This window comes from Rhodococcus sp. 05-2254-5 (genome assembly GCF_002258575.1).
Taxonomy (GTDB): Bacteria; Actinomycetota; Actinomycetes; order Mycobacteriales; family Mycobacteriaceae; genus Rhodococcoides; species Rhodococcoides fascians.
This window is the reverse complement of record NZ_NOZG01000021.1, coordinates 22,430-43,714: the sequence shown is the minus strand read 5'-3', so window position 1 is coordinate 43,714 and position 21,285 is coordinate 22,430. Positions and strand designations below refer to the sequence as shown.

The window sequence follows — 21,285 nt, the reverse complement described above, 5'->3', positions numbered from 1 at the left end:
GTAGCGCACGCAAGTGGCACGTGCATCCGACAACCGAAGGAACCCTCGTGAACGTCAAGAACAAGATCGTTGCGGTCTCCGCCGTCGTGCTGGCCGGAGCATCCATCGGCGGCGGCATCGCCGCAGCCCACACCCTCGGACACTCCGCGGCCTCGCACGACAGCGTCGTCGACACTCCCGAAGCGGGCGACACACCGGACGCACCCGGTGCGGTCGATGTACCCGAGGCAGGTGACACCCCGGACGCACCGGGCGCAGTGGACGTTCCCGAAGCAGGAGATACACCGGACGCAGTCGACGCGCCAGAAGCAGGAGACACCCCCGACGCACCCGGTTCGGTGGACCTACCCGAGCCCGGTGATATCGCCGACGCCCCGGGGCAGTAGATCCGCCGCGTCACCGCAGCGCCCGTCTGCTCACACGCGACGGGCGCTGCCCTCTCCGAATCTCAACCCTGCTGCACACGAGTAGGTTTCAGCGTTTCTTCAGTGTCGTCCGCGCATGATCGAGTGGTCCTCGGATCACTTCTGGCAGGAGCTACCCCATGCTCGCACCGACCCTTCCGACGCCGCCCGAGCACAGCTCCGATCGACAGATTTCACCCCGCGAAGTGTCGATCTGGAAGCTGGTCTCGGTGGCCGCGCTGATCGTGTTCACCCTTGCCTCGGTGTCCTATGTGCGAGCACTCGCGACCCCGGGATATGCGAGCTGGAACGACAAGACCTCGTCGTGGATCCGCGACCACGGCGGCGGCCCTGCATTGGACGCGTACGAGAACTGGCGGTACGCGAGCCCGCCGCCGGACACCTCACCCGATCCTTCTCAATTCGTCTCGGCTGCAGCCATTCCCGGCGGTACAGTGACGTCCTTGGCCGCCCTTCCCGTCCTGCCGACAGTTGCCGGATCGCCGACTCCGACATGGACACCTGGGCGCGTGGGAGCAGATGGAGCTCCTGTTGCCTACATTTCGCACTTTCAGCCCGACCCTGCCCACCGCAGCGCCGTGGCCGGGGTGGCGATCGTCTCCGGTACCGCCACGATCGCGCACCTCGTCGACGGTACGAGCCAACCCCGCGGCGACGATAATGCCGCCGCATCGGTCCCGGCCGCCGAGGTGCCGAATCTGGTGGCTGCATTCAATTCAGGATGGAAGATGAACGATCTTGCCGGCGGGTATTTCTCGAACGGCGTGGCGGACAAGGCCTTGAAGAACGGTGAAGCCTCGGCAGTGGTGGACGATACGGGCCATCTGAGCGTCCTCGACTGGACGGGCGGCGCAGTCGTGGACCCACACATCGTGTCCGTGCGGCAGAATTTGCCGTTGATCGTCGACCACGGTTCGATCGCGGCAGGGGTGCAGTCGAACGACGACAGCAGGTGGGGTAGCGCGAAGAATCAGCTGCAGTACACCGAACGCTCCGCACTGGGGACCACCGCGAACGGCGACCTCGTCTACGTCGCTGCGTCGAAGGTCGATCTGGCTACGCTGGCGCAGGCTCTCGTGGCCGCCGGCGCGGTGACCGGGATGGAACTCGACATTCACGGCGGCCTGACCGAGTTCAATTCCTGGGCAGCGGACCGCACTGGAACCTTGACGCCCACAACGATTTTGCCGACCGTCCAGAACCGTCCCGACCGATACCTGGCACCGGATCAACGCGATTTCTTCTATCTCACGCTGTCGACACCGACGCCCACTCAGCAGTGGGCCGCAGAAGACACCACGACATCGGGGCCGAGCACATTCACCGCCGCGAGCATCTCGGGCGCGAAGTGACGCCCACCATCGGCTGCCCTACGTCGAAAGCTGTTGAGGGACGGTAGGTGTCGCACGTGACGATAGGTTCCACGCACGTGCCGCAGAGCGAGGTGCTCAGTCGGTCGCTCCGGCGGCCAGGCGATACCCGACCCCGCGGATCGTCTCGATGCTCTTGCGCCCGAAGGGCTGATCGACCTTCTTCCGGAGATACCCGATGTAGACCTCGACGATGTTCTCGTCCCCGTCGTAGTTCACGTCCCACACCGACCGGACGATCTCGGACTTGGTGACCACGACGCCGCTGCGCCGCATCAGGAACTCGAGCACGCTGTACTCACGCGGGGTCAGCGCCAGTTCCGTACCGCCCCGGGTGACACGGTGACGCGCGGGATCCAACTCGAGATCGTCGGCTGCGAGCACGGAAGGGCGTTCGGGAGCGCCCCGTCTCACCAGCGCGCGCAAGCGAGCAACCAAGACCACGAAGGAAAACGGTTTGACCAGATAGTCGTCCGCGCCGAGATCGAACGCGTCGGCCAGATCGTATTCACCGTCCTTGGCCGAGAGCATCAGGATCGGCGTCCACACACCCTGCGCGCGGAGATCGCGCACGATGTCGTACCCATGCCTGCCCGGCAGCATGATGTCGAGAACGAGAACGTCGAACTCCCCCGTCGCGGCACTGTGGAACCCATTGTCCCCGTCGTGCTCGACCTCGACGGTGAACCCGTCGGCCACCAGACCACGGCGGACCATCTCCGCCAGGCGCACTTCGTCCTCGACCACCAGAACCCGCATCGACAGCTCCGTCCGTGTATGTCGGGCAAGTACAACAGACCCACGCCGACACGGACGAGCCGCTCTCAGCGGTTCTTCAGGAGCTGCTCGGCACACTGACGGTCGTGCTCCTCTCCTCATCGATGTCCGCCGTTCACGCAACGGCCACCGAAGTGCTCACCGAAGCCGCCACCGCCGACGTCGAGATCGCCGGGTTGGTGATCGCAGTTGGCCTCCTCGGTGCCGGGATCATGCTCCGCGTCCGCTCCGACCGGGCCGGAGCGGCGATCTTCGGCACGCTCGGCTTCGCTTTCGCAGTGGTGGTGCTCGCCGTCGCAGTGCACAGCAACGGATGGCTGACCAGTGCCGACGCGCCTGTCGCGGCCTGGTTCGTCGATCACCGAACGCCCGCGCTCGATGATCTTGCCCTTGCCGTCACGACAGCGGGTGGCCCCGCTGAGACCGCCGCGTTGGGCCTCGTGGTCGCGGTGCTTCTGGTGTGGAGAACCAAACGCTACGGCCCGGCACTGGTGATGCTGGCGACCGTCGGCTCGGCATCGATGCTGTGCACGATCGTGAAACTGGTCGTCGGACGCGAGCGGCCGCCGCAGTCGATCCAGCTGATGCTCGAAACCGATTTCTCCTTCCCGTCGGGTCACGTCACCGGGACCGCTGCCCTGTCACTGATGCTCGCCCTCCTCGCAGGCACGCGGCGATCGAGGGCGGTACGGACACTGTTCCTCGGAATCGCCGTAGCGATCGTCGTTGCCGTTGCGTGCACACGGATGTATCTCGGCGTCCACTGGCTCACCGACGTTCTCGCCGGCGCGCTCCTCGCAGCCTGCGCAGTCACCCTCGGCAGCTACGCACTGCATCGTCTCGACTCCGGCGGCGCCACCGATGCGACGCCACCTCGCCTGCTGATGAACAGGATCTCGCTGTGACGTCGGGATTGACCGGCGGCGTCCTCGACCCGAGCACGCTCGTCGCGACATTCGGGTTGATCGGGCTGCTCGTCGCCTTGTTCGTCGAGACGGGTCTGCTGATCGGGTTCTTTCTCCCCGGCGACTCTCTGCTCTTCACCGCAGGAGTGCTCGTGGCGCAGGCCGATCCGTTCGTTCCATTGTGGGTGATCCTGGTGTCCGCGCCGATTGCAGCCGTACTCGGCGATCAATGTGGCTACATGATCGGCCGCGCCGCCGGCCCTGCTGTCTTCGATCGACCCGGTGCCAAACGGCTCGGCCCTGCGCAACTCGCCCGCGCGCAGTCGTTCTTCGACACCTACGGTGCACGCACTGTCGTACTCGCAAGGTTCGTGCCCGTCGTCCGGACACTCGCACCCGTCATGGCCGGCGCGTCGGGCATGAGATACCGAACGTTCCTCGTCTACAACATCATCGGAGGGATCGTCTGGGGTGTCGGCGTACCGATGCTCGGCTACCTACTCGGCGGAATCCCGTTCGTGCGCAACCACATCGAGGTCATTCTCATCGGGGTCGTCGTCCTGTCGATACTCCCGATCGCCGTCAACTACCTGCGCTCCCGTTCCAGAGCACGCAGAACAACACCTCGGCACGGGCACCGCCCCGACCCGGATGCGGGCGTTCACCGCCCCACACTGAACGAAGGATGACCGGCGCACCTCGACAGACCGGGCCGACTCGAGCACCGTTGTTGGTGGACATGTCCTCCGTCGAACGTCCTCGATCTACACCTGCTGCCCCGACGTCCAACAGAAAAGTGACACTCATGACCTCGCTCGACATCGCTGCACTCGGGGCTGTTGCCGGGTTCACCATTTTCCTCGGATTGCCGCTGGGTCGGTTGCGTCACGTGTCGGTAGAGGTGCGGGCGTTGCTCAACGCCGTCGCAACCGGCGTGCTGGTGTTCCTGCTGTGGGATGTTCTGGCACACGCCGCCGAGCCGGTGGAGGGGTCGTTGACCGCCGCTGCGGTGGACGGCACGGGGAGCTGGTGGCGGTTCGGCGGCCTCGCCGTCGTCGTCGCCGCAGGCGTCACGGTCGGGCTGATGGCCCTGGTCTATTACGAACGGTGGATGTCTCGGCCTCGAACTGCCGTGCACGAGCGTGTGCCTGGTCCGGGGGCCGCTGCACTCACCGAGATGACCGATCGACCTCTGGATGGGGTGAGCGCTGCCCGTCGATTGGCGCTGCTGATCGCCGTCGGTATCGGTTTGCACAACTTTTCGGAAGGTCTGGCGATCGGGCAGTCCGCTGCCAGCGGGGAGATCAGTCTTGCGGTGTTACTGATCGTCGGCTTCGGTCTGCACAACGCGACCGAAGGATTCGGGATCGTAGCGCCGATGGCCGGGCAGTCCAGCCGTCCGAGTTGGTCGTTCCTCGCCGCACTCGGATTGATCGGCGGCGGACCGACTCTTGTCGGAACTCTGATCGGACAGTCCTTCGTCAACGACGCCGTCTCCGTCGGGTTTCTCGGACTCGCAGCCGGGTCGATTCTGTATGTCGTGATCCAGTTGCTTGATATAGCGCGCACCCTCGGCCGCCGTGAGCTGACCTGCTGGGGCCTGTTGCTGGGACTGTTTCTCGGGTTTGCCACCGACTTCGTCATCGTCGCGGCCGGGGCGTGATCGCCCCAGACCGGCCACGCTGCGAGCGGTTGATCGTCGTCGTGATCAGTCGCGGACGACACCACCGGTGGTGCGATTCGATGGTCAACTGTCGTCGCAGGCCCGTCCGTCGAGAATGTCGACGAGAGAGCGCAGAAGGTCGTCGGCGCGGTCGCTGATGTCCTCGAACCGATCGTCGAGATCGGACAGGCGGGTGTGGGCGTCGCGGCGGGCACGAATTCCACGCTCGTAGTAGGCATTGTCCAGCACGATGCGCGGGTGGTGTAGTTCCTCGTCGTGTAGAACATCCCTGTCGATGACGTTCTCTGACCATAGGACTCGCGGTCGATGCGCGGCCGGCCGGCCGGTCAGGTGCGCGCGCGTCAATGCGGACAACGACTGCACTGTCAGCGGTTCCGGCATCCACGGTGTGTAGCCCCAGCGGTCGATGCGAACGACAAGCGGCTCCCCCGCCTGCGTCGCTGTCACCGTCCCGGTTGCGGCCAGCAGAGGTGCAGGATCGTGTTCGAGAAATTCACGTAGCACCGCGATGCTCGCGGAGCGATCGAGCATGGACTGTATCTGCGCCCAGCGCTGATACACCGCCACCGGACCGGACTCACCGTGGCTGCCGAGCATGGTCGGGGTGACCCGGTGCAGGCCGGAAACAACCAGGTCCGGCCCTGCGACGTTGATGTCGCCGCGGCGCAGAGTGCTGATGTCACGGTAGGTAAGACCGGCAGAAACCAAGGTGAGTATCAGTGCATCACGTCGGCCGAACAGCCCGTACGGCCATCCAGTCGACGGAATCCCGTCGATGATCGACGCAGCGCAGACACGGATTTCGGTGAGACGTTCCCGGCGACGCTCTGCGAGTGCGAGTCGAATGGGAACCGAGCGACCGGGTTCGGCCATGCCGCGACTGCGGTGCGCTGCGTTGACGGCGGCGACCCTACGACGCTGCGTGGCGTCGGCGGCGGGATGATGATCGAGGAACTCTGCCAGCGTGGAGGGTGTCGCAGGCAGCGCCGATCGGGCGGTGGCGGTGCACCAGTCGCAGAACAGTGCCCATGTGTGTTCTGCGGAGCGGTCGAGACCCGAGATGCTATAGGGCACCGAGTCGAACGCAATTCCGTTCGATTCCGGTTTCATAGTCCGAGCTCGGTGACGGCGTTGCCGAGCATGGGTGCGTGCTCACGGGCGTAGATTTCGACCATCCCGGGAGTGGTGTGCCCTGTCTGGCGCATGATGGCGTGGGCGTCGGCGCCGTTGCGGAATGCTTGGGTGACGAATCCTGCCCGCAACGAATGCCCACCCAACTGTGTGACCGTCTCAGGATCGAATCCGGCGCGGGCGGCGCGTCGACGGATCGCGGCGTGTACCGCAGCCCCGGAGAGGGCAGTGTCGGAGAGATTGCCGTTCTTGCGGATGGACCGGAACAGCGGCGACTGTTTCTCGGCGGTAGGCAGAATTCCGCGGCATACGTGTGAGTCGAATTCTACTGCGCGGGACAGTAACCGAATGACCGCGACTCTGCCGCCGGTGTCGAACGCGGCGACGATCTGCAGCCATCGCACCCATGCGCAGACCGGGCATGACTGGTGGCCGCCGGTGAACGGTAGTGCTTTCACGGTTCCGGTTCCGTCCTGGTCGGTCTTCGAGTGCCGGACGCGGACGTGGGCACCGTCGAGACGGTCGCGGTGGACATCGCGGCATTCGAGCGCTACGAGTTCGCTGCGGCGGAATGCGCCGGTGTAGCCCATCAGAAGCAGGGCAGTATCGCGCCGTTCGAGAACTTCCGACGCCCAGCCCGCTGCAGTGCGTCGGGCGTGGTCGACGATCGTAGTGATGTCAGCGGTGAGGAGCGGGGCACGGGGATTGCGGGGCCGCTCCCCCGCAGACGCGTATTCCCTTCGGATGCCGGCGAGAGTGGCGCGCACGATCTCGTGGCCGCCGGGGTTGTCGTGGCCGGTTGCGCGGTGGCGGTCGGCGATCGCGGCGACCCATTTGCTCAGCGTCGACGGCGCATATGCCCGCGTCCCCTCGACGGTGACAGTGTCGGCCGCCGCTACGAGGTAGGCGGCCACGGTCGCGGGGTGGGCCGGCAACGGAGTGTGTCCGGAGGCGGTACACCAGGTCTCGAATCGTCGCCACGCCGAATCGTAGGCGCGGCGGGTAGCAGCAGACCGTGCCGACGCAATCGACCGTTCGATTCGCGCGGCGACCTCGCCCGACAGGTCCGGGAACACCGCCACACCACCCGCCGGGGCGACTGAACCCACGTCCAGGACCTCTCCGAGCTGCCGTTCTGCCATGACAGGGACTGTAGCGAGCCCTCCCGACAGACTTCTTAGGCCGAAAGCACGCTGAGCAGGCGCTTCCGTGGAGACGGTGCGGGAAGGAAAATTCTCGTCGGTTACCGCACACAAATTGTGGGTGACTACAGGGGCGATCGATTTCCGCCTGAAAGCCACCGTGAAGAAACGTGTGGAGATCACGCGCGCTTTCAGTCCCAGTCCAGCCGGATGCCGAGTTCGACGAAGGCAAAGGCCAATTCATCGACGTCTTCTTCGGTGCGGCACCCCGTTCGAGCGAATCCGAACAGAGATCGGGCGGCGTCGCTGTCGACGCGGGCGGCGGCGACAGCGGCATCGATCGCCGCAATCACACCGTCCCAAGCGCTGCGGGCCGGTACCGGACTGCGAGACCTCGTCGGAGCGGTCCCCGGATCGACCGGCTCGTGCGAACGTGGGCGCAGTAGAGCCGCATCAGCACCACCTGCGAATATCTCGTCGTTCTCGACCGCGATCATCGCGGTCGCGGCAGCGAGCATGACTGTCGACTGCTCGTTCCACCTCAGGTCCTCGAACGGAACCCACGCGGTCCGGAGAGGTCGAGAACACCCGGTGGACTTCCAGATCGCGCTCAGTGGCTTCGCCCACCATCCAGTGCGGACCAGCGGTGTGGACACTTCGTCGACGACGGTGCGCAGCAGCCTGAACCACACTGCTGCATGAACACGGCCTCCGCCGAGCTCGACCGACCCGCTCGTCAACGCGGTGACGCTGCGTCTGTCGATTTCTGCGACGGCCGCCGCGACCGGTATCGGTGATGCGTGTTCGTCCGCGCCGGGCGGTGTCCTGTCCCAGAAAACCAGTCTGCCGGGCACCACAGCGCAGAATTCCAACCGGCAGAGGTGCTTCGTGCAACTGGTCAGTATCGGGTATTGATGAGCCATCATGACCGCGATATCGGTGTCTGTGTCGAGGTCGTCGATACACAGGGGGCATGCCCGCGTAGTCAGCGTGCTCACCCAGGGAAGCCATGTGCCGGCAGGCGGTGTGCGTCGACGTCGATCTGCCATCGCCAGACCCGCCGGTAGTAGGACAGAGAACTGGTGGACGTAGGTGTCGAAGTCGCATTCGGTGAGGTCGATGCTGTCGAGCAGCCAGGGCGTGCAGCCCGCCAACGTCATCTCACGCAGCCGTTCCGCAGTAGAGGTGCTCCTCTGGGCGAGCGCGTTCAATATCGGCTCGGGTGTGTAGCGGTCCAGGTTCACGCCCGAAGTCTCGAGGCCGAGCCCGTCGAGGAGGTCCGCGGCGGTGATCGACGAATACTGTTCGCTGGTCCGGGCCAGCCACGACGTCAGAGTCTCACCAGGTAGTGGTTGCGGGTGCAGTGGCCACCGCGGATGCGCGCTGTGGTCGAGCGCCGTGTGCGCTGCAGGGGCATCGGCTGGTGTCATGCCAGGTGCCGTTCGAAGTGGCGGCGGCGTTCGGTGGGCCCGGAGTAGGCGGTTTGGGTCAACACCTGTGAGGTGATCGATTCTTCTCCGGCTTCTATTGCGGTCACTGCGGCCGCGGTCAACAGCGTGGCCAGTTCGCCGATGGTGCCCTCACACCGGGTGAGGAGGTAATCGGTCATCTCCGTCGATGTCAGGTGAGAGGGCGCACGCAACGGGAAGCTGGCGGTGAAGCTCGCCAGCAGGGAGCGGGTGTCGGTGTCGTTGGTCCAGATCGGCAGCGTCATGGGGTGAAAACGGTTTTCCAACTGTGCATCACTGCGGATCGCGAGGTACGCCTCTCGGGTACCGACTCCGACGAGAGGGATCCGTAGTTCGTTGCCCAGAAACCTCAACAGGTTCAGAAATTCTCGGCGCACGTTGTCGCGGCCGGCGAGAACATTGTGGAGCTCGTCGATGATCAGCATCCGAACCCCGGTTGCTCGCAGCAGCGTGACTGCTTGCTGTTCAAGTTCGTGAACGCGGCTCCGTGGCCGGGTCGGCGTTCCGAGGGCAGCGAGCATCGCGAGGTAGAACCGTGTGGGTGCCGGGTCAGGGGGCATCTGCATACACAACACCGGTATGTGCTCACGGTCGGGCGAGCTGACAGCGAGGTGCGCACGCCGGAACTTCTCGATGATCATCGACTTGCCGTTGTTCGTCGGTCCGATCAGTAGCAGGTTCGGCATTCGTTGCCGATCTGGCCATACCAGCAACGTCTCGAGGTGCTCGATCACCGACCGTGCACGCGGATACCCGATCCACCGTTCCGTACGAATGTGCCTGATACGTTGCGCTGCAGGAAGACCCGCTATCGATCTGACCGAACTTCGCAGGTGGGTCAGATCCGCACTACCGGGGTCGATGTCCTGGCAGCTGCGGTCGTCGCCGTCGCCTGCGGGAGTAATTCGGGGGTCGTTGTTCACCGTTTCACCATTCTTCGATGTCGTCGAAGATCGGAACCGACACGTCGTCGGTGCCTGGGCCGAGCTCGGGCGGGCCCATCGCGTTCGGTGATGTCACGACGCTGCTCAGGTGCGCACGACGACTGCGGTTACGTCGAGCCCGTCTGGTGTCCTTCTGCGCCGATGTAGCGATCTCTCGCATCTTGTCGATCATCGAGAACAAGGCGTGTTCGTCGATATGCGCTCGGCCGTGTTCGCGCAGTCGTGTCACTGCTGCGCGATGCTCCCACAAGGTCACCGCTGGATGTGACATCGTCCGGTACGGCACCTCGATGTATCCGCCGCCGCTGTCGGGGTCCAGGACCCACACCCTGCTCAGATCTCGTGGATCCCGCCGGATCACGAACTGGCCCAAAGTCTCTCGTCGGGCGATCCACGGTTTCAGAGCGTTCGAGAAGTACTGGATGTGGTCGATGACGAACCCCGTCCGGGTCAGGCGACGGCGGATGACGGGAAGGAAGTCCACCAGGAATGTGGTCTCGTCCACCACCGTCGACGTCGACAAAGCGGTGCCGGTGCTGCTGGTCCACTGTGCAGCCGGACTCTGCCGCAGGCTGGTGTGCACCTCTGCGTGATACGCCGCGACCGCCAGGATCAGCCAGCGTTCCAGTTCTCGTAACGTCAACGCCGCCTTACTATCCGAGTCGTAGCTGCCCCGCTGAGTTGGGTTCGAGAATGTGGTTCCGGGGAGTTCGTGAACCTGAGTCATGACGGTGCCGATGATGCGTTCGACGATCCCGCCGTAATGCGGCCTGCCGGGTGGGCGGTAGCCGAGGTCGATTCCGTGTTGCTCGCAACCGCGTTGTAACGCTTCGCTTTTGAACTCGGAGGCGTTGTCGACGTACAGGCGGTGCGGCTTTCCGGCCATCGGCCATCGCACATCCGCACCGAGGCCCAGAGAGTCGATCCATACGCTTTTGTCCGAGCACACCCGGCCCAGACATAGCCCGACCGACACTGCGGACGGAGGATCGAGTGTCACCACGAAGCCTGGTACGCAGCGGCTGAAGACATCGATGGCAATCGTGAGGTAAGGACGTCCGATCGGCGCCCGGTCGTATTCGTCGACGATCATCAGATCAACCACGGTGTGATCGATCTGGACTTGCTGGAGAACGGCCGTCACCGGCGGCGGGACATCGCCCGCGGATTGCCGCGACCTGGCGGCGTCCGGTCCGCCACGTGAGCGTGCGACACGGCCTGGGTGCATTGCTGCGATCCGGGCATTGACTGTGTTGCGGGCTGGGATCGGGAGTCCGGCGCGGTGACAGGCCAGCGCGATACGCCGATGCAGTGCAGCGACACTGAGCTTTTGGCGAGCCAGGAATTCACGGTTGATGTGCTCGGTGATCACGTCTTCCACCTCGACCGGCACACGGGAGCGTCCACGTCCGCCTGCGGGCACGGAGACCAGCAGATCGGTAACCACCCCTTCCCCATTCCGGAGCCGGGACAACAGCACGTACACACGCCGGGCCGAGACCCCCAACTGTTCTGCTGCATCCTCGACCGCTGCGGCACCGATCGAGCCTCGATCCAACAGCCCGCTGAGCACCGCAAACCGCGACCGTGCCTGCTCCCACTGCTCGGCCGACGCGGTCAGCACACCCGCCTCTACGACGTCGAACCTGTCCGCATCCATCGCAGCCTCCGAACACCCAACCCAGGTGACCGATTGTGAAGCCCACTCCTGCACTCAGAATGTCAGAAGACGACTGCAATCAGAGGTGAAACCCCAGGAATTTATGACGCCCACTTCTGAAACTGACACATACTCGGCGCGATTGCCGAATTCGAGCACGCCTTGATGTCGGAGCGGACCGCCGACGGCCTCACCGCTGCCCGCGCTCGGGGACGCACCGGTGGCAGAAAGCCGAAACTCGGTGCAAGACAGGTCCAGATGGCGCGCGCGATGTACGACGAAGTCGGCACAGACGGAAAGCGTGCGTACACCGTCACACAAATCGCGGACGAGTTCGGAGTTACTCGACCAACGATCTATCGACATCTTCAACGTTCGACCGAGACGAAAACCATCTGAGTCGGTACAAGTTAGTGTCGGTATGTCTGTTCATACTTGGAGCTATGCCCGCCACCCGACATCAATGAAATCATCGACCACATCGCCCACTGGGCTGCCGGCTACAGCACCGGGTTGAAGTGGAACGAAGTTGCCAAACTCAAAGCGGACATGATGAATGTTCCACAGCGGTGGGCACCGGTGACTTTGGAGGCTCTTCGATCCAAATGCCTTTCAGCGGGACTCGGTGCGGACGATACTGACACCATTGTCGGTCTTCTCGAGAAACGGAAGGACGGCCGCCGCCTGGTCCCCCAAAAGAGCTACAGCTCATACAGGTTTCGGCAGGAACCTGGGAAGCCGCTACAGGACCCACCCGCAACGTGACGTGACGTGAGATCGACGACGCGACTCACTCTGCAGGGAAGCAATAGAGAAGCTCAGGTGCCAGGAGCGACGAATGATCGCTTACTGAAAGAGGAATCGGTGAAGGGTGCCGACGCCCTTCTGCAAAATGACCGCCTGATGAAATCGTGGACATGAACTACGAGCTCGCCCTTCGATCACTACTGCAGTGGGCATCGCACAATGCGAATGTTCGGGCAGTCGTCCTGACAGGCTCTGCCGCTACTGCTAGCGACCATCCGCTCTCCGACCGGGACATCGAACTTCACGTTCGCGACACCAGCCCACTCGAGGTCGACGATTCCTGGTGGTCGGGCCTGGGGACGGTGCTTGCTGTCGAGCGTTTAAAGGACGGCGACGATCAGCCAACGCGACTGATCTACTACGTCGGGGGCAAGCTGGATTTCACGCTCGTAGGCGCGGGTGAAAGGTCCGGAGAATACGATCGGCCGTTCACGGTGCTCCTCGACAAAGATGGAGTAGCGGAGGGCTTTTCGTTGCGTTCGAGACGGCCCGAGATTCCGGATCAGGGCTTGTTCGATCAATGCTGCAACTGGGCCTGGGCTGCGGCGCTGATGACCGCCAAGTCGATTGTCCGAGATGAACCGTGGTCAGTGATGACCAGGGACGCAGATCTGAAAACCGAGCTGCTGCGCATGATCGAATGGGATCACAACATTCGCTACGGAACGAAGCGAGATGTGCGCTACCTCGGCACGAGAATGCGTCAGTGGATGGACAGCGACATACAGGATCGCCTCGGCGGATGCTGGGCCACGTTCGGTGGGGACAGCGGCAAGGCACTGTTGACAACTGTCGAGCTGTTCCACGAGCTTGCGAGCAGAGTAGCGACGCAAGATCACCTGAGCGATTTCCATCATGCCGCCGTACGAGAGGAGATCAACCGGATACTGACTATTTCCCTCTAGCTGAAGTTCAGTTTTCCAATGTGGGGTTCACAGAATCCTGCCCCCACTCGGAGGTTTCATCCTGTCGCCGTGCGGAGTGCGGTAACACCCCCTCCAGCGCGATTGGAGAATTGGGCATACAACCAACACAACGACGAGCAGGTGCTGCAGAAGAACACCTCCCGCGCCGGTGTGCATCGCGCTGCCGAAGCCCTTGTGGCCGTTACGCGCGGTGAGGCCCGCGAATCAAACCTCATTTCCTATGCCCGTCGACCGGTAGCCCCGAGAACCGTCGGGCATCGTCACGCATCCGCTCGAGCACGGCGAAGTTGCTCAGCATGATCTCCGGTTCATTCGTAGCCGGAGCTCTTAGCTCCCGTATCCGAGCGAGAAGCTTTTGATCCGGCAGGCTCTCCAGCCATGCCGAGACGTGTGCAGCGCTCGGGGCGTCATCCATCCGAACAATGGTCTCGACCATGTCAAGCCGAGCAGTCGCAGCCCCTAGGCGATCGCTATGCAACTGTGCTGCAGATGTCGCCACCCCGCTTGGCAACGCGCTGCGCTCATCTACACGTCCGACCGAGATCTCGTACCGAGCAGGCAACGGTGGTGCCGGCGGTTCGGTCCCGGTGATCAGCCGTGGCACTGCCTGAGTCCGTACCCACGTGGCGAGTTCGTCGAGCTCTTTCATCAGCACCGGCCAGCGCCCGGTACCGGGCCGGTTGATACCGATGGTCGGGAAAAGCGCGACAGGGATGCGCTGACCTCTAGGGGTCTCTGCGATCACCTCTCCTACCTGCAAAGGCACCTCCGGACGACGCTCGACATCCGCCAAAGACGGCGGCGTAAGGTCCTCGCGATGGATCGCTGCGAGGCGGAGGGCCGTGACCGCTGGCGCGCGGTGCTTCGAGTGGTTCGTGTGCAACGTCAACAGCGCCATCGGATGATCGTGCGAGCTCATCGTTCGCTGAAAGGGTTGAAGCCTTTCGATGCGCTTGATCAACTCACTACCCCGTTGCAGAGAAGGAGGCCCGTTCTTTACGCGGCCCTTCAGCCATGTGTCGAATGCCACGTAGGTCTGCGCCGCCGGCATCTCGACGACCTTGGCCGCCTTCTCGTTGAGTGCGCCATCGCGGTACTCGACCTCGGCGAACAAGGTGTGCTCGATCGCGTTTCGCAGGACGACCAGGGCGTCGGCGACCAAGAGGACGACCTTGCGCGGCATCGGCGAGATGCTCACCACGACAGTCTGACTGTGCGTGATCATCGGCACCTCCCTCAGCTCGATGGTTCCTTCCGGCTGCGTCTGATAATCGAAGAGGAGGCTGGCGACTTCTCCGATGAGCTCGTCGGCGTGCGCGAGCGTCGCCGCCACGGCCAGATGGTGGTCGGGCAGCCATGCGTAGCTCGAACTCATCCTCGGTCCTTCTGAATCGGCGTTGTGTGTGGGGGTCCATGCTCCGCCGGCCCTCACGAAAGTGCGACGACGGGGGAGCAATCGGGTGGGGTGTGGGCGAACTGCGCTTCGTCCGTGCCGTCGGCCATCATGAACAGATGACCGTGCCTTGCGCTACGTCAGCGCTACTGAATGCTCTGGAGGTCGACGAGCAGGTGGTCGGCCCCACATTGGCGCGCGTCCGAGAGGAGATCGCTGCATATGCCGCAGTCTCCGATGCTGCTATCGCCGGTGCCGCTGAACGCAATCTACGCCGAGCGGTACGCACGCTTCGAGAGGGCACAGTGCCCGAAATGAAAGACATCTGGGAAGCCGACACCTCCATCAAGGAGAGGCTGCGGGCCGGAGTCCCCATCGAAGACGTGATGGCCGGTTTTCGGGTGTCGATCTCGTGCATCCAAGATCGTCTCGCGGAGCTGGCCGCAGAACTGCAGATCGACGGATCCGAACTGGTTCGGTTGACGCGATTACTGTGGAAACTCGGCGATGTCTTCTCGGCCCAAGCGGCATCGAGCTACCGGCAATACGGTGTGGCGAAAGACCTGGCCGAGCAGCGTCTGAGGGACGAAGTGCTGCGGTCCATACTGGCCGGGCCGATGGCAGTCGAGGCCCTCGGCCGCGGCATGGCTGCACTCGGCCTCGACCATCAGGCACTGTATGTCCCGTTCGCCGCCCGCCGGACGGATGGTGCCGGTTCGACGACACTCCAGCGAGTCGTTGCAGAGCACTGTCGCGGTCAGGTCTGCGTCATGGTGCCCAAGGAGCAGCAGCTGGTCGGGCTGCTGTCTCGAGAGCCGGATCCGATCGACAACGTTCTTCTCGCTGTGGGTCCGAAAAGCGTACCGGCTCACGCCCACGAGGGATTCGCTATCGCTGAACGGGTACTGAACGCCACCGCAGCGACCGAAGCGGGGGTACACAGCCTCGACAGTCTCGGGTGGCGACTCGGGGTGGTGGCAGATCCTGGACTGGCCGCCTTTCTCCGTAGAAGGTACCTGGATCCGCTGGAGAGTGCACGCGGGTCCGCGTCACCCATTGCAGCCGCGGTACACGCCTACCTCGAGCACAACCGCAGCATTCCTCGTGCCGCCGAGGCGATGCATGTGCACGTCAACACCCTGCGGTACCGCCTCGCGCGGTTCGAAGAGCTCACCGGCAGATCACTGTCGAACACCGACACGGTCATCGAACTGTCGTGGGCGCTCCGATCCGTCGACATCGCCACTTCGTAGCCAGCTACGAAGTGTGCCACCCAATCTTTGGATTCCTGTCCGTAGTTTCGGTGTGATCTGGATCGCATAGTTGAGGGGTCGTGCAGCACCACCGCTCGACGCCACCAGCGGCCGTTGAGGCCGCCATCGCGTACCGGAGACAACTGTGACCGAAGAACAACTGAGCTCGAACCGAACTATCCTCGTGAAGCCGCCGAACCGGGCCCGTCAGCTCGTGGCGGTGTCGGTCGGCAATGCTGTGGAGTGGTTCGACTGGTACATCTACTCGATCCTGGCGATCTACTTCGCGGGTCAGTTCTTTCCCAAGACGAGCGAAGACAGCCTCGTCCCGCTGTTGTCGACGCTGGCGATCTTTGCGGTGGGCTTCTTCGCCCGGCCGGTCGGCGGGCTCGTCATCGGTGTTCTCGCGGATCGATTCGGCCGGCGACGCGCGCTGAGCGGGACGATCGTCGGCATGGGCATCGGCTCTTTGATGATCGGCGCTGTACCGACCTACGAACAGATCGGTATCGCAGCACCGATCATTTTGCTGATCGCCCGGATCATCCAGGGCGCGTCCGCAGGTGGCGAATACGCGGCCGGTTCGGCTTTCGTCGTCGAGTCGGCTCCACCCGGTCGACGCGGGCTGTTCTCGAGCGTTCTCTACATCAGCGCGACCACGGCTAACCTCACCGCCATCGGCCTCAGCGCCCTGCTCGCCACCACCTTGTCCGCGGAGAACATGACGTCCTGGGGTTGGCGTATCCCGTTCATCTTTGGATCGGTTGCAGCCATGATCGGCCTGTGGGTGCGCCGGCACGCCCAGGAGACCCTGCACGAGGACGTCATCGACAAGCCCAAGAGCGCCCGCGTCGGCATGTTCGACTTCTTCCGCGAGCACCCCAAGTCGGCGCTACAGATCTTCGGCCTCACCGCAGCGCCAGCTCTGGTCTTCTACGTGTGGACCGCCTACCTTCCGACCTACGCGAGCATCACGGTCGGCTTCGATGTGAAGAAGGGCCTGATCACCGGCGTGATCTCCCTGACGATCTTTCTGCTCGCGTTGCCGTTGTTCGGTGCGTTGTCGGACCGCGTCGGCCGCAAACCCCTGCTCATCACGTTCGGGCTGTTCTTCACCATCGCGACGATCCCACTGCTGTCGTCCCTGCAACCCACCATGGGGAGTTTGCTGTTCGTTCAGATCACGGGCCTGCTTTTCATCGCCGCGTGGGCCAGTATCAGCGCCGCGATAGTCAGTGAACTCTTTCCATCCCGACTGCGGAGTTCCGGCATCGGCTTCCCGTATGCCCTGGCTGTGGCGGTATTCGGTGGAACCGGCCCTTACCTCGCGACGTGGCTCGTCGAGATCGGGCACGCCGAGCGCTTCGGCTGGTACATCGCGGCGGTCGCAGCCGTGAGCACAGCCGTCTACATTTTCCTTCCCGAAACCGCCAGAAGACCTCTCAGATAACCGTTTTCGGTTCGCCCTCGCGGGCGAATCGAAGCACACCACGAAAGAACCACATGAGTTCACGCGTATGGATCGCCGGAGTGGGAATGACGCCCTTCGGTAAACACCCTGACAGTTCCAACTACGACCTCGCCCGGTGTGCAATCGGCCAGGCAATCCGTGATGCCGGCGACGCCGCGAATATCGGCATGATCGACGCAGCGTTCTATGCGACCGCCGCCCACGGATTTCTCGAAGGCCAAGAAACCATTTCCGGGCAGATTGCTTTACGGGGAATGGGCATCGGCAAAATCCCGGTGCACAATGTCGAAAATGCCTGTGCAACCGGTGCATCCGCATTCAATCTCGCAGTGACACACGTCCGTGCGGGCGAGGCGGATGTGGCCTTGGCCGTCGGCGCGGAGAAGATGCACATCGGGGATCCGCAGAAGACGATGTCGCTGTTCGACGCCGGGTTCGATATCACCGATCGTGTTGCCCTCGAACGGACCCTCGCCGAGCTCGGCGGTGACCTCGACGAACCAGACCTCGGGCACCGGTCGATCTTCATGGACATCTACGCCGCGATGGCGCGAAACCACATGCGCATCTACGGCTCCACACCGCAACAGATCGCGGCAGTGAGCGCCAAGAACCACGCGCACGCCGTCGAGAACACCCGCGCGCACTACCGTCGCGCGCTAACTGTCGAGGACGTTCTCGCCGCACGGCGGCTGTCACATCCCTTGACGGTTCCGATGTGCGCACCGGTCACCGACGGCGGCGCAGCGGTCATCGTGTGCAGCGACGCAGGACTCGCACGGCTGCACGCCGATCAGCCCATCGAGATCCTGGCTACTGTCGTCGGCACGGGCACGGACCGAGACACCACCACCTTCGACGGACACCTGGCACAGCACGTCGCCGCACGCGCCTACGACAAGGCCGGCATCGGACCCGACCAGGTCGACGTAGCCGAGGTGCACGATGCGACAGCCTTCGCCGAGGTGCTGCAATCGGAAATGCTCGGGTTGGTCCCGCCCGGCGAGGGCGGACCGGCAGCCGAACGCGGCGACACCAGCATCGGCGGCCGCATCCCGATCAACCCCTCCGGCGGTCTCGAATCCAAAGGTCACCCCCTGGGTGCCACGGGACTCGGACAAGTCTTCGAGCTCACCGACCAACTTCGTGGCCGCGCAGGCGCCCGACAGGTCGACGGTGCCCGAATCGCCCTGGCCGAGAACGGCGGCGGCTTTCACCGCGGAGAAGAAGCCGTCACCTCCGTCATCATCTTGAAAGGGACATAACCGATGGCCATCATCGACTTCTTCGACCGCGGATGGCGTGCTGGGCCACAATCCATCGCCTACCGAACCGACACAGAGATCTGGACATACCAGGACGCCGGCGAGATGTCCTGCAGAATCGCCAATGCCCTGTTGCACATGGGGTTAAGGCGCGAAAGCACAGTCGCGGTGCTCTCGCCGAACGCCCCGCTGGCATGGATCTGCGTGCTCGGGGTGTGGCGAGCAGGTGGTGCGTGGGTCCCACTCAATCCGGCGAATCCCGTGGCCGAGACAGCAACACTGCTACGACGTTTCGATGTCGAGGTCTTGTTCTACGATCCTTCGCTCCGCGTCCAGGTGGATTATCTGCGACAGCTCGGCACCGGCATCACCCTGATCGCGCTGGGTGAGGACGAAAGCGCTCACGACCTCGCCGGTTGGATCGCGGAGCACCCGTCGAGTGCACCCGACATCGACTACCGCATGGACGATGTCATCGCCGTATCTCCGACCGGAGGAACCACGGGTGAACCCAAAGGCGTGATGAACACGCATCGAAGTTTCTCGGTGATGGTGATCCACCAGATGCTCGCGTTGAGCTACGACGCACACGAGCCTGTGGTGAACCTGGCGGCGGCCCCGATGACTCACACCGCCGGGGTTCTGACTCTGCAGACTTCCGCTCGGGGTGGGACGGTCGTCGTCATCGAGCGTGCTGCACCGGATCTCATACTGACGGCGATCGAGACCTACGGTGTGACCGAGATATTCCTACCGCCGACCGTGGTCTACCGATTGCTCGACGTTCTGACTACTCGCACGGTCGACACCTCGACTCTGCGCTATCTACTGTATGCCGCTGCTCCGATGTCGAGCGAGAAACTGCGTCTGGGCATACAGCGATTGGGGCCGGTGTTCATCGAGTGCTACGGCCAAATGGAAGCACCTGCCGCCATCAGTTTCCTTCGACCCGAGGAACACATCGTCGACGGCCACATCGCGTCAGACGACCGGTTGTCCTCGTGCGGTAGGCCCTATCCGTTGGTTGACGTCGTAGTGAAGGACCCCGAGACCGGGCAGCGACTCGCACACGATGAAACCGGCGAGATCTGTGTGCGCGGCGACCTCGTGATGAAGGGCTATTACAAGGACCCGATCAAAACTGCCGACGTGATCAGGGATGGGTGGCTGCACACCGGAGACCTCGGCCGCATCGACGACGAGGGCTACCTCCACCTGACCGATCGCAAGAAGGACATGATCATCACCGGAGGCTTCAACGTCTACCCCGGCCAGGTCGAGCAGGTGATATGGGGCCATCCGGCGGTCGAGGACTGCGCTGTTGTCGGTGCCCCCGACGACGACTGGGGCGAACGCGTCACTGCAGTCGTCGAACTCAAACCCGGGCTCGACGTGAGCGAAGACGAAATCATCGCCCTGTGCCGGACCACGTTGGGAGGTGTGCGCACACCCAAACAGGTCATCTTCGTCGACCGACTGCCACGCAGCGTGAACGGCAAGGTGCTCAAAAAGGATGTTCGGCAGACATTTTGGACCACGTCCGATCGCGCGATCTGAACAAGAAGGAAGACAATGAACGAGCTGGAAAACAAGATCGCCGTCGTCACCGGAGCAGGATGCATCGGAACAGGATTGGGGAACGGCCGCGCCACAGCCATCACCTTCGCCCGCGAAGGTGCCACGGTCATCTGCGCCGACATCGACACCGAATCAGCCACGACGACAGCGGAGATGATCCGAGACGAAGGTAACAAGGCTTCCGTCCTGACTCTCGACGTCACCGACGAGAGCCAAGTTGCCGATGCCGTCCGCGCAATCGTCGATCGGTACGGGCGCATCGACATTCTCGACAACAACGTCGGGATTGCTGCCGTCGGAGGTGTCACCGACGTCGAACCAGCAGACTGGGAACGCGTTTTCAAGGTCAACCTCGACGGCGCGTTCAACACCATGCGCTACGTCATTCCAGCAATGGTGACGCAGGGCGGTGGCAGTATCGTCAACATCTCCTCGGTGGCGAGCATCCGGTGGAGCGGTGTCGCATATGCCGGCTACTACGCCAGCAAAGCCGCGTTGAACCACCTCTCACGCACCACGGCCGCCGAATTCGCCGACCGTGGTGTCCGAGTCAATGCCGTATTGCCCGGGTTGATCAAGACGCCGATGGTCGAGAGCGTCTCCGGAATCGCCGACGCGTACAGCAGCGCCGACATCGAACAAATGTGGAGCAAACGTGACCGACAGGTGCCCATGGGACGCATGGGAGAGGCGTGGGATGTCGCACACGCTGCACTTTTTCTGGCCAGCGACCGCGCCAAGTACATCACCGGTGCCGAATTGGTCGTCGACGGCGGAATCACGCTGGGAATGGGCCGAGCAAGTTGATCCGGTCGCGGGGCCGTCTTCGCCCGATCCTTCGAAGGTATTGAGTAGCTCCACCACCGGGTCGATTCGCAGGTCCCCACGGGGTGCGCTCCCGCGTATGTTCTGTATCCGTGGAGTTCAGGCGGTGATTCCGCACCTGTGGACGGTGTCGGCGAGGACCAACTCGACTTCCTCCGTCGCAGCGTTCCACTGGTTCAGCCGGCCGCTGTCATCGCGCCGTAGCCGTGTGACTCTCAGGCCACACGCGGCTTCCGAACACCAAGCCTGAGTGACCAATT

19 protein-coding genes are annotated in these 21,285 nt (G+C 63.5%); 12 read left to right on the top strand and 7 right to left on the bottom strand.

Annotated features, from left to right (window positions below; all coding sequences use genetic code 11):
• Positions 1-47 precede the first annotated feature (47 nt).
• Complete coding sequence (locus tag CH278_RS12940; RefSeq protein WP_143536253.1) at positions 48-386, top strand: hypothetical protein; 339 nt, start codon at positions 48-50, stop codon at positions 384-386.
• Positions 387-544: 158 nt separating this feature from the next.
• Positions 545-1,777, top strand: a complete 1,233-nt coding sequence (locus CH278_RS12935; RefSeq protein WP_094622058.1) for a phosphodiester glycosidase family protein — start codon at positions 545-547, stop codon at positions 1,775-1,777.
• Between the two features lie 96 nt (positions 1,778-1,873).
• Here CH278_RS12935 and CH278_RS12930 read toward each other — a convergent pair whose 3' ends face one another.
• Positions 1,874-2,554: a winged helix-turn-helix domain-containing protein gene (locus tag CH278_RS12930; RefSeq protein ID WP_094622057.1), complete on the bottom strand. Its 681-nt coding sequence runs from the start codon at positions 2,552-2,554 to the stop codon at positions 1,874-1,876.
• 122 nt (positions 2,555-2,676) lie between these two features.
• On the opposite strand from CH278_RS12930, the gene CH278_RS12925 reads away from it, so the two are divergent.
• The 3 genes from CH278_RS12925 (at position 2,677) to CH278_RS12915 (ending at position 5,140) form a co-directional block, all read left to right on the top strand.
• Complete coding sequence (locus CH278_RS12925) at positions 2,677-3,477, top strand: phosphatase PAP2 family protein (protein ID WP_179279582.1); 801 nt, start codon at positions 2,677-2,679, stop codon at positions 3,475-3,477.
• Positions 3,474-4,166, top strand: coding sequence for a DedA family protein (locus CH278_RS12920; RefSeq protein ID WP_094622055.1), 693 nt, complete (start codon positions 3,474-3,476; stop codon positions 4,164-4,166). The genes CH278_RS12925 and CH278_RS12920 overlap by 4 nt, the downstream gene beginning before the upstream one ends.
• A 116-nt stretch (positions 4,167-4,282) precedes the next feature.
• Positions 4,283-5,140 (top strand): ZIP family metal transporter, encoded by an 858-nt coding sequence (locus CH278_RS12915; RefSeq protein WP_094622111.1) that lies wholly within the window; start codon positions 4,283-4,285, stop codon positions 5,138-5,140.
• Positions 5,141-5,224: 84 nt separating this feature from the next.
• On the opposite strand, the gene CH278_RS12910 is transcribed toward CH278_RS12915, so the two are convergent.
• From CH278_RS12910 to CH278_RS12890, 5 genes are all read right to left on the bottom strand, one after another.
• Positions 5,225-6,271: a hypothetical protein gene (locus tag CH278_RS12910; RefSeq protein WP_094622054.1), complete on the bottom strand. Its 1,047-nt coding sequence runs from the start codon at positions 6,269-6,271 to the stop codon at positions 5,225-5,227.
• Positions 6,268-7,434 carry a site-specific integrase gene (locus tag CH278_RS12905; RefSeq protein WP_094622053.1) on the bottom strand — a complete coding sequence of 389 codons (1,167 nt, stop codon included), beginning with the start codon at positions 7,432-7,434 and terminating at the stop codon, positions 6,268-6,270. The genes CH278_RS12910 and CH278_RS12905 overlap by 4 nt, the downstream gene beginning before the upstream one ends.
• Before the next feature lie 191 nt (positions 7,435-7,625).
• The gene (locus tag CH278_RS12900; protein WP_256991945.1) at positions 7,626-8,864 is read right to left on the bottom strand and encodes a TniQ family protein; all 1,239 of its coding nucleotides are present in this window, start codon (positions 8,862-8,864) and stop codon (positions 7,626-7,628) included.
• Entirely contained in the window at positions 8,861-9,826 is a 966-nt protein-coding gene (locus CH278_RS12895) for a TniB family NTP-binding protein (protein WP_256991944.1), read from the bottom strand. The genes CH278_RS12900 and CH278_RS12895 overlap by 4 nt, the downstream gene beginning before the upstream one ends.
• Before the next feature lie 4 nt (positions 9,827-9,830).
• Complete coding sequence (locus CH278_RS12890; protein ID WP_256991943.1) at positions 9,831-11,507, bottom strand: Mu transposase C-terminal domain-containing protein; 1,677 nt, start codon at positions 11,505-11,507, stop codon at positions 9,831-9,833.
• Positions 11,508-11,672: 165 nt separating this feature from the next.
• On the opposite strand from CH278_RS12890, the gene CH278_RS12885 reads away from it, so the two are divergent.
• Both CH278_RS12885 and CH278_RS12875 read left to right on the top strand, forming a co-directional pair.
• Positions 11,673-11,906, top strand: a complete 234-nt coding sequence (locus tag CH278_RS12885; protein ID WP_094622052.1) for a helix-turn-helix domain-containing protein — start codon at positions 11,673-11,675, stop codon at positions 11,904-11,906.
• Between the two features lie 518 nt (positions 11,907-12,424).
• Entirely contained in the window at positions 12,425-13,219 is a 795-nt protein-coding gene (locus CH278_RS12875; protein ID WP_094622108.1) for an aminoglycoside 6-adenylyltransferase, read from the top strand.
• A gap of 232 nt (positions 13,220-13,451) precedes the next feature.
• Here CH278_RS12875 and CH278_RS12870 read toward each other — a convergent pair whose 3' ends face one another.
• Positions 13,452-14,615 carry a hypothetical protein gene (locus CH278_RS12870; protein ID WP_094622050.1) on the bottom strand — a complete coding sequence of 388 codons (1,164 nt, stop codon included), beginning with the start codon at positions 14,613-14,615 and terminating at the stop codon, positions 13,452-13,454.
• A gap of 137 nt (positions 14,616-14,752) precedes the next feature.
• Between CH278_RS12870 and CH278_RS12865 the strand changes: the two genes are divergently transcribed.
• From CH278_RS12865 to CH278_RS12845, 5 genes are all read left to right on the top strand, one after another.
• Positions 14,753-15,886 carry a PucR family transcriptional regulator gene (locus CH278_RS12865; protein WP_179274559.1) on the top strand — a complete coding sequence of 378 codons (1,134 nt, stop codon included), beginning with the start codon at positions 14,753-14,755 and terminating at the stop codon, positions 15,884-15,886.
• A gap of 184 nt (positions 15,887-16,070) precedes the next feature.
• A complete protein-coding gene (locus tag CH278_RS12860) occupies positions 16,071-17,336 on the top strand; it encodes an MFS transporter (RefSeq protein WP_218828706.1) in 1,266 nt (421 codons plus the stop codon).
• A 53-nt stretch (positions 17,337-17,389) separates the two neighbouring features.
• On the top strand, positions 17,390-18,622 hold the full coding sequence (locus CH278_RS12855; RefSeq protein ID WP_094622048.1) for a thiolase family protein: 1,233 nt from the start codon (positions 17,390-17,392) through the stop codon (positions 18,620-18,622).
• Positions 18,623-18,625: 3 nt separating this feature from the next.
• Complete coding sequence (locus CH278_RS12850) at positions 18,626-20,179, top strand: class I adenylate-forming enzyme family protein (RefSeq protein ID WP_094622047.1); 1,554 nt, start codon at positions 18,626-18,628, stop codon at positions 20,177-20,179.
• 15 nt (positions 20,180-20,194) lie between these two features.
• Positions 20,195-21,007: an SDR family NAD(P)-dependent oxidoreductase gene (locus tag CH278_RS12845; RefSeq protein WP_094622046.1), complete on the top strand. Its 813-nt coding sequence runs from the start codon at positions 20,195-20,197 to the stop codon at positions 21,005-21,007.
• The last annotated feature ends 278 nt before the right edge of the window (positions 21,008-21,285 follow it).